Below are 12,912 nucleotides of genomic sequence, written 5' to 3' on the forward strand. Positions count from 1 at the left end.
AGACATTACCGCCGCAAGGCGAGGCGCTGCATGCAGCCATGAAGGCCTTTCAGGCGCTCTATACATGGCCGGGGCGGGCCTCCAACCCGCCGATATCCTTCATCAACGCGATCAACCGCTTGGCGCCCAGGCCCAGCGGGCGGTCGTTCACCCACACCACGTCCACCCACAGCCGCAGCTGGTTGCTCATGCTGGCGAAATCGATCACCAGCAGCTCGCCATCGGCCAGCAGCGGCGCCACCAGGCGCCGGGGCAGGAATGCCCAGCCGATGCCCGCCTGCACCAGCTCCAGCGTGGCCTGGTGGCTGTCGGTGCGCCACAGCTTGCGCGACACCAGCACGCGCTTGTCCTCCTGATGGGCGGCGCGGCTGACGATGGCCACTTGCCGGATATCGACCAGGTCTTCGAGCCGGAAATGGCCGTTGCGCTCGCGCGCTGCCTGATGCTGCGGCGAGAGCACGGCGACCAGCACCTCGCTGCCCAGTTCCTGGAAGCTTTCGCGTTCATCGACCTGCGGCCGGTCGTAGAGCAGCGCCAGCTGCGCAGTACCGTCGTGCAGCATGCGCCGGGCATCGGCCTGCGGCGCCGACAGTACATCAACTTCCAGCGACGGAAATTCGTCGGCCAGGCGCGCCAGCGGCTCGCCCCACGCGGCCGACAGCAGCTCGGGCGACACCGCCAGCGTCAGCCGGCGCTCGAGCCCCTGGTGCAGCGACAAGGCGTGGGCCTGCAGGCGGCGCATCTGGCCGGCCATGTGGCGCGCCTCCGCTTCCAGCGCGCGGGCCATGTCGGTGGGGATCACGGCGCGCGAGTTGCGCTCGAACAGTTGCAGGTCCAGCTCGGCCTCAAGGTTGGCAATCGCCATGCTGACGGCCGACGGCACCCGGCCAAGCGCGCGGGCGGCGGCGGAAAAAGAACCGTGGTCGATCACGGCAAGGAACAGATCGACGTTGTCGCTGGAAAAGGCCATTCACTATGCTGTCACAAAAACTGATAGCTGTCGACTTTTACTATCAGATCACTTCAACTATCATCGCTCGATTGATGTTTGAAGGAATCTATCATGCAAGGATTGAAGCGCAAGATTGTCTATGTATCGCTGTTCGAACTGTTTGCGGTGGGGTTGACCACCACCACGCTGATGCTGCTGGCTGGCAGCAGCAGCGCCCATGCCAGCGTGGCGGCCGTGGCGTCGTCCACCGTGGCCGTGGTCTGGAATTTCATTTTCAATTCCATGTTCGAGGCGTGGGAAGCACGCCAGACCACCAAGGGCCGCAGCGTGGCGCGGCGCATCGCCCACGCCATCGGCTTCGAAGGCGGCCTGGTGGCGTTCCTGGTGCCGCTGTTCGCGTGGTGGCTCGAGATCTCGCTGTGGGAGGCGTTCATCGTCGACCTGTGGATCGTGGTGTTCTTCCTGGTGTACACCTTCCTGTTCAGCCTTGCGTTCGACCGCATCTTCGGCCTGCCCGCCTCGGCGCAGGGCGGGCAGCCGCAGGCGGCCTGATTATTTCGGGGCCACCCGCCAGATCTCTCCGGTGACATCGTCATCGACCAGCAGCGAGCCGTCGTCCTGCACCACCACCGACGACGGCCGGCCCCACACTTCCTTGTCGCTGACGACAAAACCAGTCATGAAGTCCTGGTACTTCCCGGTCGGCACACCGTCTTTCATGAACACCCGCACCACTTTCGAGCCAGTGCGCGTGGCGCGGTTCCAGGAGCCGTGCAGCGCCAGGAAGACATCGCCAAGATACTCTTTCGGGAAGGCCGCTTTGGCGGCGGCGGGTGCGTCGTACATGATCATGCCCAGCGGCGCCGAGTGGGCCGTCAGCAGCAGGTCCGGCGCAGTAACCTTGTCTTTGAGGTCGGGACGCTGGCCCTGCAAACGCGGCTCCTCGTTGGCGCCGATGTAGTGCCACGGCCAGCCATAGTGCGCGCCGCCCTTGACGCGCGTGAGATAGTCGGGTGGCAGGTTATCGCCGAGCATATCGCGCTCGTTCACACTGCACAGCAAATCGCCCGTGCGCGGATACAGATACATGCCCACGCAGTTGCGCAGGCCGGTGGCGAAGGTGCGTTTGTTCTTGCCATCGGGGTCGAACGCCAGCACCACTGCGCGGTCCAGTTCCGAACCCCAGGCCGCGCCGAGACCGTGTTTTGCTTCCCACTGCTTCAGCGGTTCCGGCGGCGTGGCGCCGATGCCCTCGGCCACGTTGGACGCGGAGCCGATCGACAAATACATGGTCTTGCCATCTTTGGAAAACACCAGCGTACGCGAGGAATGGCTGCCCGTCTCCGCCGTCAGGGTGGGCACCACCACTTCGGCCGGTGCGCCGGCCACCAGGTCGCCGTTTTTATAGGGGAAGCGGATGATGGAATTGACGTTGGCCACGTACAGGTACTGCGGGTTCGGTCCCGCCGGCCAGAAGGCGAAGCCGAACGGCCGATCGAGCTTGTCGGCGAACACACTGATCTTGTCGGCGGTGGCGCCGGTGCTGGACCTGAACACCTTGATCAGGCGCTTGGTGGTCGAGGAGATGAAGATGTCGCCATTGGGCGCCTTGGCCATCACGCGGCCGCGATCCGGATCCGTCGCCCACAGGTTGACGGCGAAGTTGGCCGGCACCGATGGCAGCACGCCTTGCGGGCGCGGCACGGTCTTCGGGTTGTTGCCGGCGCTGGCACTGGCAAACGGCGGTGGCAGGTCGGCCATGAGCACTGCGTGGATGCGGCCCGGCTGGTCGTCGCTCCAGTGTTCTTCCTTGCTGGCGTTGCCAGCATTGGCGTTGGTCCTGGTGGCGGTACTGTCGTTGGCGCTGGCGGCGGAGGCTTGCGATGCAGCCGGCATGGCAGCCTTGCCCTTGGCGGTGGCCAGGTAGGCAGCAAGCGCCGCGCGTTCGGCCGGCTGGGCGACCGCAATCGGCATCGAGGTGCCGGGCGCATAGGCGCTGGGGTCTTTCAGGAACAGCGACAGTTCCTGCACGGTCCAGCGCTTGTTCTTTGCACCCAGCGCGCTCAAGGCATCGGAGTACGCAAAGCCCACCACGCCGGCGACCTTGCGCCCCACGACATTGAACAGCGGCGGCCCGGCCAGCGTGACCATATCGGGCGACGCGGAATGGCACATCGCGCAGTTGTTCTGGAAGATGCGCTTGCCATCGAGGGGGGCAGCTTGGGTGGATTGTATGGCGGCCAGTGTCAGGCCGAAGAGCAAGGGCAGGAGTCGGATCGGGGTGGCTTGGTGCATGGCTAACCTCATTGGTCGGACAGCCATGCTTTCATACTTCACCGCCCTCGCCTACCGCCGCGCGGCTTTAATCAGAAATATGATTGCGCCGCTTCGCAGCAAAAAGGCGGAGAATGCCAACTTGTTTATTTTTTACCCCATCACCATGTCCACCACGATCACCGCGCCCATGCGCCCACCATCCAACATCAACCCCGGCGCCCTGTGGAGCGCGCTCGCCATCGTCGTGATTGGCGCGTGGTATTTGGGCCAGGCCGTCAGCCCGCGCCAGGCCGCGCTGTACGTGGTCGGTGCGCTGCTCGGTGTCACGCTGTATCACGCGGCGTTCGGCTTCACGTCGGCGTGGCGCGTCTTTATCGCGGATGGCCGCGGCGAAGGACTGCGCGCGCAGATGGTGATGCTGGCCGTGGGCGTGGCGCTGTTCTTCCCGGTGCTGGCGGCCGGCTCTCTGTTCGGCGCGCCGGTCAAGGGCCTGGTGGCGCCTGCCGGCACGTCGGTGGTGGTCGGCGCTTTCATTTTCGGCATCGGCATGCAACTCGGCGGCGGCTGCGCTTCCGGCACGCTGTACACGGTGGGCGGCGGCAGCACCCGCATGATCGTCACGCTGGTGGCGTTCATCGGCGGCTCGCTGATCGGCACGGCCCACATGCCGTTCTGGACATCGCTGCCGCAACTGGCGCCGATCTCCCTGGTTAAGTCGCTGGGCGTGGCGCCGGCGCTGGCGCTCAATTGGCTGGTGTTCGGATTGATCTTCGCAGTGACCGTCGTGGTGGAAAAGCGCCGCCACGGCAAGCTGGTCGCCGCCCACGTGCAACCAGGCCACACGGCGCGCTGGCTGCACGGCCCGTGGCCGCTGGTCGCGGGCGGCATCGCGCTCGTCCTCCTCAATTTCGCCACGCTGGCACTGGCCGGCCGCCCGTGGGGCGTGACGTCTGCGTTTGCCCTGTGGGGCGCCAAGGCCGCCACGCTGGCCGGCATCGACGTCGCCAGCTGGACGTACTGGTCGGCGCCGGCCAACGCCGCCACGCTCAATGCGCCGGTGATCGAGGACGTCACGTCGGTGATGGACATCGGCATCGTCTTTGGCGCCATGCTCGCCGCCGCGCTGGCCGGGCGCTACGCGCCGGTGTGGCGCGTGCCATTACGCTCGCTGGTGGCGGCAATCGTGGGTGGCCTGCTGCTCGGCTACGGCGCCCGCCTGGCCTATGGCTGCAACATCGGCGCGTACTTCAGCGGCATCGTCTCAGGCAGCCTGCACGGCTGGCTGTGGCTGGTGGCGGCGTTCATCGGCAATGTATTCGGCACCAGGCTCCGGCCGTGGTTCGGGTTGGAGGTGGAGCGGGTGAAGCCGACGGCTTGCTGATATTAAAAAATTGGGTTGGCGATGCGCCGTCAATGAAAATGCCGCTCAGACGGTGAGCGAGCGGGATTATCGCAATCATCAAGAACGTTCAGGTGCTTTTGATTCGGTGTCGATCAGTTGCAGCACGGCGCGCGCCAACAGGCCGCTGCGGGTTTCATGGCGGGACGCCGCATAACGGTCTATCTTGCCCACAACAAACCGCGGCAGACTGATGTTGATGCGTTCGGGTTTGGTATCGAGCTTGTCGAGATCGAGTGCCACCAGCGCCCAGATTCCGCCAGCATGCTGGGGATCGTTTTGCAAATCGCCGATCTTGCTCTGGCTGATCTCTACCGCCTCGCCGAGTTCCAACAGGGTTTCGATATGACTGGTGATCGCTTCCTTGACATTTTTGAGTGCCTCCTCGACCGTGTCGCCCCACGAGTGCACACCTTTGATGTCAGGCACGTTCACCCCGTACACGCTGCCTTCATCCTTGAAAATCACCACGGGAATATCCATCGGCTGCTCCGTTTTCCAATAACGCATTACTTAAGTCCGGCATCTTTGAGCACGCTTTTCCAAGTTCCGACAGGAAGGTCTTTCTTGGGATGCGGCACAGTGAACAAACCGGGCTTTGTGGCTCAGCTTGCAGATACCCGTGCACTCCCCCACATTGGCATACAAGCATACCAACATCACAATTGAAAGAGGAAGCACATGCAAGTTCACAGATTCAAATGCTTCGGTGAGTCGCCAGGCGATGGCAATCCGGCGCTGGTCATCGAGGGCGACTTCTCGCCCCGCGAAGCGCGCCAGGACTTTGCGCGCGAGCGCAATATCACCTGCGTCTGGATCGATCCGCCCGATGAGGCGGACGTGGTGGCAAGCGTTGATTATTTTTATCCGCACGCGCGCAGTCCGCTATGTCTGCACGCGACCCTGGCCGTCGGCCAGCGCCTGTTCATGCAGCATGGCGGCAATCGCGAACTCACGGTGAAGACTGCCGTGCATGGCCAGCGGCTCGGGCTGGTTTCTGGTGCCGATGGCCAGGTATTGGTTCGCCTTCAACGGCAGGATGCATCACAGCCGAACCTGGCGCCTGACCTCATCGGGCGCCTGCTGGCCGCGCCGGGTTTGATGCCGCTGGCGCCGGCACGTGTATTTTCTGTCGGCAGTCCAAAGCTGCTGGTCGAGGTGGCGGATGCAACCACGCTGTATGGCTTGACGCCCGATCTGCCGGCCATCACCGCCTGGGGCAAAACCGCAGGCGTCAATGGCATCTACGCGTACTGCAAGGTTGACGACGGCAGCTACGAAGGCCGTAACTTCAACCATCTGGACGCGGCGCTGGAAGACAGCGCCACCGGGGTCGCGGCCGGCGCACTGACCGCGATGCTCGGCCACGGCATCACGCTGCGCCAGGGCCGGGCAACGGCACGCGCCTGCCGGATCACGACGCGACTTGAAGGTTCAGACGTGCTCGTCGGCGGAAACGTGGAACCGGGCTGAGTGCCTGGTTCCAACGGTAGCGCCCATCTCCTTCGGCGTGGACGCTACCGTTCCTCAGACCGCTTGCTTCCAGGCGCCCCCACGTGCCGTGTTCGACACAAACCCCGAAAAATCGCGCGCCGGTTTGCCGAGCACCGCTTCGACATCTGCCGAGACTTGCGCCAGCTTGCCGCTGGCGATGTCCTGGTACAAAGCGGCAAAGGCGCGGGCCCACTCTTGCGGTACCTGTTGCGCAAGCTGTTCGGCGACGTAGGTGTCGCTATCGACCGGCACATAGGTCAGCGGGTGTCCTGCGCCGTCGGTGATTTCCCGCGCCACGTCGGCAAAGCTCAGCAGGCGCGGCCCGGTCAGGTCGTACCTGCGGCCGTTATGGCGGGCATCGGTCAATGCGGCCACCGCCACCTCGGCAATGTCATCGGCATCGACAAACGCTTCCTTGCCGTCACCCGCTGGCAGGCGTAATTCACCCGACAGCACCGGTTGCAGCAGGAAATCCTCGCTGAAATTCTGGAAAAACCAGCGCAGGCGCAGGCTGGTCAACTGTAGCCCGGCAGCGACGATATGGGATTCTGCCGCCCGCATCGACCGGGAGAAATCGCTGCCGTCGTCCGGCGTGGAAGCCAGCACCGCCTTTTCCACGCCGGCAGCGGCGGCTGCACGAACAAATTGCTCCACCTGGGCGGCTGCGCCGTCGCCGCCCAGGCCCGGATGCACGATATAGACAGCGCGTACACCTTGCAGCGCTGCCGGCCAGGTAGACGCATCGTCCCAATCCAACCGGATAGTTGAATTGCGCGAGACGGCGCGCACCGGAAAGCCGCGCTGCGCGAGTACGGCCGCCACACGGCGGCCGGTTTTGCCGGTAGCGCCGGTGACGAGTATGGGACTGCTGGACATGGTGGTCTCCTGGGGGATGATGCGATGGTTAATAAGTCATGGCGACCAGGCGCGCCCGGATGGCGGGCAGGTCCAGCACTTCGGCAGCAGCGGTGGCGCTCAGCGATGTAAACCAGGCGCCATCCGCTGCCAGCCTGACGACGGCGAGGATCTCGTCGGCGTCGGTGTCGGCATGGCGGCGCAGGCGCTGCGCCAGCCAGGCATGCCATTGCGTGGCCACCTGGGGTTCGGTACTCAGCGCGCCGATCAACGCCGACCAGATGCGCGTGGTGGTGTCGTCCATGGTCAGCGCAGCGTGGACATAGGCACGGGTAAAGCTGCCGCGTGATACGGCGTCGGCAGCGATCAGGGTGTCGAGCGCGGTATCGAGCTCCTGCATCAAGCCGTCGACCATGGCGTTGACCAGCGCCTGCTTGTTGGCGAAATGGTGGAACAGCGCACCCTTGGTCACGCCGGCAGCCAGCGACACGCCCGCCACCGTCACGGCACCCAATCCCTCGCTGGCGGCAATCGACGCGGCGCAATCGAGCAGTGCGCGGCGTACCGCCTCGGGGTCCTTGCGGCGTTCGTACGCAGACGCCATCTCAGTGCCCGCCGGCTTTGGAAAAGGCGTTGACGATGATCACGCCAACCACGATGAAGCCAATGCCGACCATGGCAATCCAGTCGAGCCGCTGCTTGAATACCACGATGCTGACGATGGCCGTGAGCACGATGCCAAGGCCGCCCCAGACCGCATAAGCGACACCGAGCGGCACCGTCCTGAGCGCCTGGGCCAGCAGGTAGAACGATACGCCGTACAAACCCAGCGACACCAGCGTGGGCGCCAATTTGCTGAACTGCTCCGATTTGTTCAAAAAGCCGGTGGCAACCACCTCGCAAGCGATGGCGCCACCCAGCGCTGCCCAGGACCATAAGTGAGGATTCATTTGAACGGTGCACCCCATGTTTGAAGAGATGTGCAAAGATAACATACCAACCGGTATCTTTCAACTGGAGACTTCCCATGCACCGTATCGACACCATTGTTCACAGCCCTTATTTGCCGTGCGATCCAGACGTGGCCGACTACAACACGACGTTTGGTCATTTGTCGCCATGGCAGTTCGGCGGCTGGAAAAAGGAATCGCTGTCCTGGAAAAAAAGCTGTTACCTGCATGCTGGCCTGAACCCGGCATCGCCCTACCGGCTGCACGGTCCGGATGCCTTGCGCCTGTTGCGCGACGCGTGCCTCAATGGCTTTGCCAAGTTCTCGATTGGCTGCTCCAAACATGCGGTGATGTGCAATGCGCAAGGAAATGTGATGGCGGACGGTATCGTCTTGCGCATTGGCGAGGCCGATTTCACGTGTTTTTTTCTCAATCCATACATCGACTACCTGGTCGCTTCGGGCCGCTACGATGTCACTGGCGAAGACCTCACCGGCAAGACATTCCTGTTCCAGGTTGCCGGCCCGCTTGCATTGGCCGCACTGGAAGCGGCGACGTCGGAGAGTCTGCGCGATATCGACTTCCTTTGGCACCGCACCAGCCAGATCGCCTGTGAAGGCCGCAGTATTGCGGTGCGCGTGTTTCGCCTGGGCGTGGCGCGCACGCTGGCCTATGAGATCCATGGACGCATCGAAGATGCGCACGAGATCTACCGCGCCATCTGGAATGCGGGCCAGCCATTCGCTATGGAGCGGATCGGCATGCAGGTGTACGGCATGCACCACACGGAGGGCGGCTTTGCGCAGTCGTACATCCATTTTCTGCCCGCCTACACGCAGGACCGGGACTTCATGGCCTTTCTGGGCGGTCGCACGGACGCTTACATGCAGGACTTGCCCGGCAGCGCAGGCGCGGCGATCGAGAAGCGCTACGCCAACCCGGTGGAACTGGGCTGGTCGCACATGATCAGGTTCGACCACGAGTTCGTCGGCCGCGCCGCGCTGGAGCGCATTGTCGCCGCGCCGCACCGGCGCATGGTGACACTGGAGTGGCACCGGGACGACGTGCTGGCGGTGTATGCGTCGCAGTTCCTTGCCGACGCCGATCTCGCGTTCATGGACTTTGCCGCCAACCCGATCTGGACCGCGCACAACTCGGTGGTGTTCAGCGATGATGTCATGGCAGGCGAAGCGCTGGCCGGTATTTCCAGCGGCCGAATATTCAGCTATTACTATCGCCAGATGCTGTCACTGGCCCTGTTGCAGCCGGAATATGCGCACCCCGGAACAATGGTGGAAGTACTGTGGGGACCGCCGGGCGGGCGCCAGCAGCGTTTGCGAGCCACGGTAGCGCGCTATCCCTACCTCGATCTGCCGAAAAATGCCGATATCGACGTCAAGAACTTACCCGAAAAAAATGCCGCCCAGCTCACGCTGAACGGCATCTCGGGCAACCGGTAACGATTGCTTATTTCTTGCGCGGTGGCGGCAGATCGGTGCACGAGCCTTCGTACACTTCAGCGGCCATGCCGATCGACTCGCCCAGGGTCGGGTGCGGGTGGATGGTTTTGCCGATGTCGGTGCCGTCGCAGCCCATTTCGATGGCCAGCGCGATTTCGCCGATCATGTCGCCGGCATGGGTGCCAACGATGGTGCCGCCGATGATGCGGTGGGTTTCAGCGTCGAACAGCAGCTTGGTGAAGCCCTCGGCGCGGCCGTTGGCCACGGCGCGGCCCGAAGCGGCCCACGGGAAGTGGCCCTTCTCGACCTTGATGCCCTTGGCTTTCGCTTCGTCTTCGGTAATGCCGGCCCATGCCACTTCCGGATCGGTGTACGCCACCGATGGAATCACCTTGACGTCGAAGTGCGACTTCTGGCCGGCGGCAGCTTCCGCTGCCACGTGGCCTTCGTGCACGGCCTTGTGCGCCAGCATCGGCTGGCCCACCAGGTCGCCGATGGCGAAGATGTTCGGCACGTTGGTGCGCATCTGGCTATCGACCGGGATGAAGCCACGGTCGGTGACCACCACGCCCGCCTTGTCGGCAGCGATTTTCTTGCCGTTCGGGCTGCGGCCCACGGCGACCAGCACCAGGTCGTAGACCTGTGGTGCTGGCGCAGCGGCACCAGCTTCGGCAGCTTCGAACGTGACCTTGATCCCTTCGGGCAGCGCTTCCACGCCGACCGTCTTGGTCTTGGTCATGATGTTGTCGAAGCGCTTCTCGTTGAACTTCTGCCAGACCTTGACCGCATCGCGGTCGGCGCCTTGCATCAGGCCGTCCATCATTTCGACCACGTCGATGCGCGCGCCGAACGTCGAGTACACGGTGGCCATTTCCAGGCCGATGATGCCGCCGCCGATGACCAGCATGCGTTTCGGGATCTGGCGCAGTTCCAGTGCACCGGTCGAATCGACGATGCGCGGATCTTCCGGCACGAACGGCAGTTTGACGACGGCCGAACCGGCAGCGATGATTGCCTGCTTGAACTGCACCACTTTCTTGGTGCCGTCAGCGGCGGTTACTTCGATGTGGTTCGCGCTCAGGAACTGGCCCACGCCGGTGACCACTTGCGTCTTGCGTGCCTTGGCCATGCCGGCCAGACCGCCGGTCATGTTCTTGATCACGCCTTCCTTGTACGCGCGCACCTGGTCGATATCGATGGTGGGCTTGGCGAAGGTGACGCCGGTCTTGCTCATGTGCTGCGTTTCGTCGATGACCGATGCCACGTGCAGCAGCGCTTTCGATGGAATGCAACCGACGTTCAGGCACACGCCGCCCAGCGTTTCGTAACGCTCGACGATCACGGTGTTCAGGCCCAGGTCGGCCGCGCGGAACGCTGCCGAGTAGCCGCCAGGACCACCGCCCAGTACCATCATATCGCAGTCGACATCGACCTGGCCGCTGTAGCTGCCGCCGATAGGTGCCGCCACGGGGGCTGCAGGAGCAGCCGCAGGTGCAGGTGCAGCAGCAGGTGCAGCAGCAGCCGGTGCCGGAGCAGCGGCGGCAGGAGCAGGCGCATCGCCGGCAGCCGCATCGATCACCAGCATCGCCACGCCTTCCTTGACCTTGTCGCCCACTTTGACCAAGACCTGCTTGACCACGCCGGCGTGCGACGATGGCACTTCCATCGACGCCTTGTCCGATTCCACGGTGATCAGCGACTGGTCCACCTTGATGGTGTCGCCGACCTTGACCATCACTTCGATTACTTCAACTTCTGCGAAGTCGCCGATATTCGGCACTTTCACTTCTGTGCTCATAGTCGCTCCTTACAGCAGAATTTTGCGCATGTCGCCGAGCACTTCGCTCAGGTACACGGAGAAGCGAGCGCCCATGGCGCCGTCAACCACGCGGTGGTCGTACGACAGCGAGGTGCCCATCATCAGGCGTGGCTGGAAGGCCTTGCCGTCCCATACCGGCTTGATCGATGCCTTGGACAAGCCCAGGATCGCCACTTCCGGCGCGTTGACGATCGGCGTGAAGTGCGTGCCGCCAATGCCGCCCAGCGACGAGATGGTGAAGGTGGCGCCCTGCATGTCGGCCGGTTTGAGCTTGCCGTCGCGCGCTTGCAAGGACAGTTCGGTCATTTCGCGGGCGATCTGCGAGACCGATTTCTGGTCGGCGTTCTTGATCACCGGGACCACCAGGCCGTTCGGCGTGTCTGCCGCGAAGCCGATGTTGTAGTACTGCTTGAGGATCAGGTTTTCACCCTTCGCATCGAGCGACGAGTTAAACGACGGGAATTTCTTCAGCGCGGCAACCGACGCCTTGATCACGAATGCCAGCATGGTCAGCTTGGCGGCATCCTTGTTCTTGGCGTTGGCGTTGTTGGTATCGACGCGGAATTCTTCCAGGTCGGTGACGTCCGCTTCGTCGAACTGCGTGACGTGCGGGATCTGCACCCAGTTGCGGTGCAGGTTCGGGCCACTGATCTTCTTGATGCGCGACAGCGGCAGCAGCTCGGTCGGACCGAATTTGGAAAAGTCCAGCGACGGCCATGGCAGCACATTGAAGTTGCCGCCACCAGCGTTAGACGATGCCGCGCCCGCAGGGGCTGCGATGCTGCCGGCGATCACGCCCTTGACGTAGTTCTGCACGTCGATTTGCGTGATGCGGCCTTTCGGACCCGAACCTGGCACCTTGCCCAGGTCCACGCCCAGTTCGCGCGCGAACTTGCGGATCGATGGCGAAGCGTGGGCCAGTTTGCCGGTTTGTACGGAGCCTTGCGATGCTGCTGCAGCTGGAGCTGCGGCAGCAGCCGGCGCTGGCGCAGGAGCAGCAGCGGCTGGCGCGGCGCTTGGTGCTGGTGCGGCGGCAGCAGGAGCAGCGGCAGCAGCAGCGCCACCGGTCGATTCAACCACGAACACGATGGTACCCATGGCAACCTTGTCGCCGACTTTTACTTTAACTTCCTTGACCACGCCGGCGTGCGACGATGGAATTTCCATGCTGGCCTTGTCCGATTCCACGGTCAGCAGCGACTGGTCCACCTTGATGGTGTCGCCCACCTTGACCATCACTTCGATCACTTCCACTTCCTTGAAGTCGCCGATGTCCGGTACCGCGATGTCCACCGGACCGGCAGCGGCGGCAGCCGGTGCAGGGGCTGGTGCAGCAGCAGGTGCTGGCGCAGCGGCGGCAGGTGCAGGAGCGGCAGCAGCGGCTGGCGCAGGCGCAGCAGCAGCTTCGCCTTCCAGCAGCAACAGCAGGCCGCCTTCGGCGATCTTGTCGCCGACCTTGACCTTGATTTCCTTGATCACGCCGGCGGCCGACGATGGAATCTCCATGCTGGCCTTGTCCGATTCAACGGTGACCAGCGACTGGTCCACCTTGATGGTGTCGCCAACCTTGACCATCAGCTCGATGACTTCCACTTCCTTGAAGTCGCCGATATCCGGGACTTTAACTTCCACAATGCTCATAGCGTTTGCTCCGTATTCTGTTTGTACCTTCGCCAACGCCACTCCTGCTTTCGGGCGGGAGTGGC

Annotated in this window: 12 protein-coding genes and 1 pseudogene; 4 read left to right on the top strand and 9 right to left on the bottom strand. The window is 63.5% G+C overall.

The window, feature by feature from the left end; genetic code table 11:
• Positions 1-58: 58 nt before the first annotated feature.
• Complete coding sequence (locus F8197_RS10265) at positions 59-970, bottom strand: LysR family transcriptional regulator (RefSeq protein ID WP_152881734.1); 912 nt, start codon at positions 968-970, stop codon at positions 59-61.
• A 93-nt stretch (positions 971-1,063) separates the two neighbouring features.
• On the opposite strand from F8197_RS10265, the gene F8197_RS10270 reads away from it, so the two are divergent.
• Positions 1,064-1,504, top strand: coding sequence for a PACE efflux transporter (locus F8197_RS10270; protein ID WP_152881735.1), 441 nt, complete (start codon positions 1,064-1,066; stop codon positions 1,502-1,504).
• Here the strand turns inward: F8197_RS10270 and F8197_RS10275 are convergent, their stop codons facing one another.
• Positions 1,505-3,247: a PQQ-dependent sugar dehydrogenase gene (locus tag F8197_RS10275; protein WP_152881736.1), complete on the bottom strand. Its 1,743-nt coding sequence runs from the start codon at positions 3,245-3,247 to the stop codon at positions 1,505-1,507.
• A gap of 145 nt (positions 3,248-3,392) precedes the next feature.
• On the opposite strand from F8197_RS10275, the gene F8197_RS10280 reads away from it, so the two are divergent.
• Entirely contained in the window at positions 3,393-4,610 is a 1,218-nt protein-coding gene (locus tag F8197_RS10280) for a YeeE/YedE family protein (protein WP_152881737.1), read from the top strand.
• A 78-nt stretch (positions 4,611-4,688) separates the two neighbouring features.
• On the opposite strand, the gene F8197_RS10285 is transcribed toward F8197_RS10280, so the two are convergent.
• Positions 4,689-5,111, bottom strand: coding sequence for a type II toxin-antitoxin system HicB family antitoxin (locus tag F8197_RS10285; protein ID WP_193333391.1), 423 nt, complete (start codon positions 5,109-5,111; stop codon positions 4,689-4,691).
• Positions 5,112-5,137: 26 nt separating this feature from the next.
• A pseudogene (locus tag F8197_RS10290) lies at positions 5,138-5,227 on the bottom strand (type II toxin-antitoxin system HicA family toxin); the annotation flags it as partial.
• Between the two features lie 82 nt (positions 5,228-5,309).
• On the opposite strand from F8197_RS10290, the gene F8197_RS10295 reads away from it, so the two are divergent.
• Positions 5,310-6,101: a PhzF family phenazine biosynthesis protein gene (locus F8197_RS10295; RefSeq protein WP_152881739.1), complete on the top strand. Its 792-nt coding sequence runs from the start codon at positions 5,310-5,312 to the stop codon at positions 6,099-6,101.
• 54 nt (positions 6,102-6,155) lie between these two features.
• Here the strand turns inward: F8197_RS10295 and F8197_RS10300 are convergent, their stop codons facing one another.
• The 3 genes from F8197_RS10300 to F8197_RS10310 are packed head-to-tail and all read right to left on the bottom strand — an operon-like array spanning position 6,156 to position 7,927.
• Entirely contained in the window at positions 6,156-6,998 is an 843-nt protein-coding gene (locus F8197_RS10300) for an NmrA family NAD(P)-binding protein (protein WP_152881740.1), read from the bottom strand.
• 28 nt (positions 6,999-7,026) lie between these two features.
• Entirely contained in the window at positions 7,027-7,581 is a 555-nt protein-coding gene (locus F8197_RS10305) for a TetR/AcrR family transcriptional regulator (RefSeq protein WP_152881741.1), read from the bottom strand.
• Between the two features lies 1 nt (position 7,582).
• Positions 7,583-7,927, bottom strand: a complete 345-nt coding sequence (locus F8197_RS10310) for a multidrug efflux SMR transporter (protein ID WP_152881742.1) — start codon at positions 7,925-7,927, stop codon at positions 7,583-7,585.
• A 77-nt stretch (positions 7,928-8,004) separates the two neighbouring features.
• Between F8197_RS10310 and F8197_RS10315 the strand changes: the two genes are divergently transcribed.
• A complete protein-coding gene (locus F8197_RS10315) occupies positions 8,005-9,387 on the top strand; it encodes an aminomethyltransferase family protein (RefSeq protein WP_152881743.1) in 1,383 nt (460 codons plus the stop codon).
• Between the two features lie 7 nt (positions 9,388-9,394).
• Here F8197_RS10315 and lpdA read toward each other — a convergent pair whose 3' ends face one another.
• Complete coding sequence (gene lpdA / locus F8197_RS10320; RefSeq protein ID WP_152881744.1) at positions 9,395-11,185, bottom strand: dihydrolipoyl dehydrogenase; 1,791 nt, start codon at positions 11,183-11,185, stop codon at positions 9,395-9,397.
• Positions 11,186-11,194: 9 nt separating this feature from the next.
• The gene (aceF, locus tag F8197_RS10325; RefSeq protein WP_152881745.1) at positions 11,195-12,847 is read right to left on the bottom strand and encodes a dihydrolipoyllysine-residue acetyltransferase; all 1,653 of its coding nucleotides are present in this window, start codon (positions 12,845-12,847) and stop codon (positions 11,195-11,197) included.
• Positions 12,848-12,912 lie beyond the last annotated feature (65 nt).

This window comes from Duganella sp. FT27W (assembly GCF_009295655.1).
Taxonomy (GTDB): domain Bacteria; phylum Pseudomonadota; class Gammaproteobacteria; order Burkholderiales; family Burkholderiaceae_D; genus Rugamonas; species Rugamonas zoogloeoides.

Coding starts and splice junctions, on each gene's coding strand:
- F8197_RS10265 (WP_152881734.1), bottom strand. CDS start 970: ATGGCCTTTTCCAGCGACAACGTCGATCTGTTCCTTGCCGTGATCGAC.
- F8197_RS10270 (WP_152881735.1), top strand. CDS start 1,064: ATGCAAGGATTGAAGCGCAAGATTGTCTATGTATCGCTGTTCGAACTG.
- F8197_RS10275 (WP_152881736.1), bottom strand. CDS start 3,247: ATGCACCAAGCCACCCCGATCCGACTCCTGCCCTTGCTCTTCGGCCTG.
- F8197_RS10280 (WP_152881737.1), top strand. CDS start 3,393: ATGTCCACCACGATCACCGCGCCCATGCGCCCACCATCCAACATCAAC.
- F8197_RS10285 (WP_193333391.1), bottom strand. CDS start 5,111: ATGGATATTCCCGTGGTGATTTTCAAGGATGAAGGCAGCGTGTACGGG.
- F8197_RS10295 (WP_152881739.1), top strand. CDS start 5,310: ATGCAAGTTCACAGATTCAAATGCTTCGGTGAGTCGCCAGGCGATGGC.
- F8197_RS10300 (WP_152881740.1), bottom strand. CDS start 6,998: ATGTCCAGCAGTCCCATACTCGTCACCGGCGCTACCGGCAAAACCGGC.
- F8197_RS10305 (WP_152881741.1), bottom strand. CDS start 7,581: ATGGCGTCTGCGTACGAACGCCGCAAGGACCCCGAGGCGGTACGCCGC.
- F8197_RS10310 (WP_152881742.1), bottom strand. CDS start 7,927: ATGAATCCTCACTTATGGTCCTGGGCAGCGCTGGGTGGCGCCATCGCT.
- F8197_RS10315 (WP_152881743.1), top strand. CDS start 8,005: ATGCACCGTATCGACACCATTGTTCACAGCCCTTATTTGCCGTGCGAT.
- lpdA (WP_152881744.1), bottom strand. CDS start 11,185: ATGAGCACAGAAGTGAAAGTGCCGAATATCGGCGACTTCGCAGAAGTT.
- aceF (WP_152881745.1), bottom strand. CDS start 12,847: ATGAGCATTGTGGAAGTTAAAGTCCCGGATATCGGCGACTTCAAGGAA.